The sequence below is a fragment of the Acidovorax delafieldii 2AN genome (assembly GCF_000175235.1).
Lineage (GTDB): Bacteria > Pseudomonadota > Gammaproteobacteria > Burkholderiales > Burkholderiaceae_C > Acidovorax > Acidovorax delafieldii_B.
On sequence record NZ_ACQT01000333.1, the window covers coordinates 1 to 3,189 of the forward strand.

Here is a 3,189-nt window from a genome sequence, read left to right on the forward strand (position 1 = left end):
CCGGCCGGCGCCGCCACATACAGCGACGCAAACGAGAACTCGGGAACCCCGCGCAGGCGGAAGCCGCAGGCGGCGAGCAAGGCCACCGGCGCCAGAGAAAGAAGCGTGCGCTTGTGCATCAGATGTCTCCGCAGCGCAGCTCCCCAACGGCCGTGCGGGCCACCGGGCAACTGCGGTTCAAGATGGCTGGGAGGCGGCGGCCCACCTCACACCACCACATTCACGAGGCGCCCGGGCACCACCACCACGCGCTTGGGCACGGCGCCCGCGGCGTGCGTGGCGAAGGCTTCGCTGGCCAGCGCGATGCGCTCGATCTCGGCCTTGTCGGCCTGCGCGGGCACCTGGATGGAGCCGCGCAGCTTGCCGTTGACCTGCAGCATGAGTTCGATCTCGTCCTGCACCAGCGCGCCGGCATCGACCTTCGGCCAGGGGGCATCGAGCAGGTCGCCCAGGGCCCCCGCGTAGCCCAGGCCTTGCCACAGGCTGTGGGCAATGTGCGGCGTGGCGGGGTACAGGCAGCGCAGCAGGATGCCAAAGCCTTCGATCAGCGCGACCTGGGCACCGGCCGAATCGGTGGCCTTGAAGTCTTCGAGCGCGTTGATCATCTTCATCGCGCCCGAGACCACGGTGTTGTACTGCATGCGCTGGTAGTCGTAGTCCACCTGCTTGAGCACGTTATGGATCTCCAGGCGCAGGGCCTTGGCTTCCTTGCCAAACTCAACGTCTTTCAGGCTGCTGGCGCTTGCCGCGCTTGCGGTGGCAGCTTCCATATCCATAGCAGACAGCTTCACGCCGAAGTTCCATACGCGGCGCAGGAAGCGGTAGCTGCCTTCCACGGCGGCGTCGTTCCACTCCAGCGTGGCTTCGGGCGGGGCGGTGAACATGGTGTACAGGCGGGCCGTGTCGGCGCCGTACTTCTCGATCAGGTCCTGCGGGTCCACGCCGTTGTTCTTGGACTTGGACATGGTGCCCACGCCCTCGTAGTCGATGGGTGTGCCCACTGGCAGCAGGCCGTCGCCGCTGGTGGCTTCGTTCTTGAGCTTGGCGCCGATGATCTTGCCGCCTTCATCGAGCACATGCTCCACGTCGTGCGGCCAGAAGTAGTCCTTGCCGCCCTTGGCGGTGCGGCGGCTGTAGATGTGGTTGAGCACCATGCCCTGGGTGAGCAGCTTGGTGAAGGGCTCATCGACCTTGACCAGCCCCAGGTCGCGCATGACCTTGGTCCAGAAGCGTGCGTACAACAGGTGCAGGATGGCGTGTTCGATGCCGCCGATGTACTGGTCCATCGGCATCCAGTAGTCGGCACCACCGGCGACCATGGCGTCCGCGTTCTTGGGGTCGCAGTACCGCATGAAGTACCACGAGCTGTCCACGAACGTGTCCATGGTGTCCGTCTCGCGGCGCGCCGGCTTGCCACACACAGGGCAGGTCACGCCCGCGTGGAAGCCTTCGTGCTTGTGCAGCGGGTTGCCCGAGCCGTCGGGGATGCAGTCCTGCGGCAGCACCACGGGCAGGTCTTTCTCGGGCACCGGCACGGCGCCGTGCTCATCGCAGTGGATGATCGGGATCGGCGTGCCCCAGTAGCGCTGGCGGCTCACGCCCCAGTCGCGCAGGCGCCAGGTGGTCTTCTTTTCGCCCAAGCCCTTTTGCGCGAGCGCATGGGCCACCGCGTTCACGGCGTCTTTGTAACCCAGGCCGCTGAAGCTGTCGGAGTTGATGGTGACGCCGCGTTGCTTGTCACCGTACCAGTCGCTCCACTGGTGGTAGTCGAAGGTTTCGCCATCGACCAGCACCACCTGCTTGATCTCGATGCCGTACTTGAGGGCAAACGCAAAGTCGCGCTCGTCGTGCGCGGGAACGCCCATCACGGCGCCGTCGCCGTAGCCCATCAGCACGTAGTTGCCGACCCACACCTGCACCTTTTCGTCGGTGAGCGGGTGCGTGACAAACAGGCCCGTGGGCACGCCCTTCTTCTCTTGCGTGGCCAGCTCGGCTTCGGTGGTGCCCCCGCTCTTGCATTCTTCGATGAAGGCCTTGAGCGTGGGATTGGTCTTGGCGGCATGGGCGGCCAGCGGGTGCTCGGGCGCCACGGCGCAGAAGGTCACGCCCATGATGGTGTCGGCGCGCGTGGTGAATACGTACATCTTGCCGTCACCGATCAGCGCACCTTCGTCGCCTGCGATGTCGTGCGTGAAGGCGAAACGCACGCCTTCGCTCTTGCCGATCCAGTTCTCCTGCATCAGCTTCACGCGCTCGGGCCAGCCGGGCAGTTTGTCGCCGGTGACGAAGCCCAGCAGCTCCTCGGCGTAGTCGGTGATCTTGAGGTAGTAGCCGGGGATCTCGCGCTTCTCCACCGTGGCGCCGGTGCGCCAGCCCTTGCCGTCAATCACCTGCTCGTTGGCCAGCACGGTCTGGTCCACCGGGTCCCAGTTCACCACCTGGGTCTTGCGGTAGGCAATGCCCTTTTCCAGCATCTTGAGGAACAGCCACTGGTTCCACTTGTAATACGTGGGGTCGCAGGTGGCCACTTCGCGGCTCCAGTCGATGGCCAGGCCCATCGCCTGCATCTGCTTTTTCATGTACGCGATGTTTTCGTACGTCCACTTGGCGGGGGGCACGCCGTTTTTGAGCGCGGCGTTTTCGGCGGGCAGACCGAAGGCGTCCCAGCCCATGGGCATCAAGACGTTGTGGCCGTTCATGCGCAGGTAGCGCGTGAGCATGTCGTTGATGGTGTAGTTGCGCACATGGCCCATGTGCAGCTTGCCGCTGGGGTAGGGCAGCATCGAGCAGGCGTAGAACTTCTTCTTGTTCGTGTCTTCCGTCACGCGGTAGGCATCACGGGCGGTCCAGTGGTCGTGCGCGGCGCGTTCGACTTCTTGGGGAGAATATTTTTCTTGCATGGGGGCTCTGCTGGATGGGAAAGGAGCAGCTGCACGGGCTGCGCTGCGCAGATTTTAGGCTGTGACGGATGCCCGGGCCGGCCGGGGGCAGACCAGCGCCACGGGGCACACGCCGTTGGGGCGCATGGTGCGGGCTTCAGGGCGCGCCAGCAGGCGGCTCGGCCACGAAGCCGATGCGCCGCAGCCCCGCGCCCTGGGCCGCGCCCATGACCTCGACCACCCGGCCGTACGGCACGGCGGCATCGGCCCGCAATTGCACCTCGGTATCGGGCTGGTCGGCGCCGATGCG

The 3,189-nt window shown here is 65.6% G+C and carries 2 protein-coding genes and 1 pseudogene; all 3 read right to left on the reverse strand.

What is annotated here, in order from left to right; translation table 11 throughout:
- Positions 1–119 (reverse strand): annotated as a pseudogene (locus ACDELDRAFT_RS26260) (LPS assembly lipoprotein LptE); the annotation flags it as partial.
- A gap of 87 nt (positions 120–206) precedes the next feature.
- Positions 207–2,900: a leucine--tRNA ligase gene (gene leuS / locus ACDELDRAFT_RS20555; protein ID WP_005800008.1), complete on the reverse strand. Its 2,694-nt coding sequence runs from the start codon at positions 2,898–2,900 to the stop codon at positions 207–209.
- A gap of 136 nt (positions 2,901–3,036) precedes the next feature.
- Positions 3,037–3,189: ExbD/TolR family protein (locus ACDELDRAFT_RS20560; protein ID WP_005800009.1), on the reverse strand; the 153-nt coding region annotated here is incomplete at its 5' end.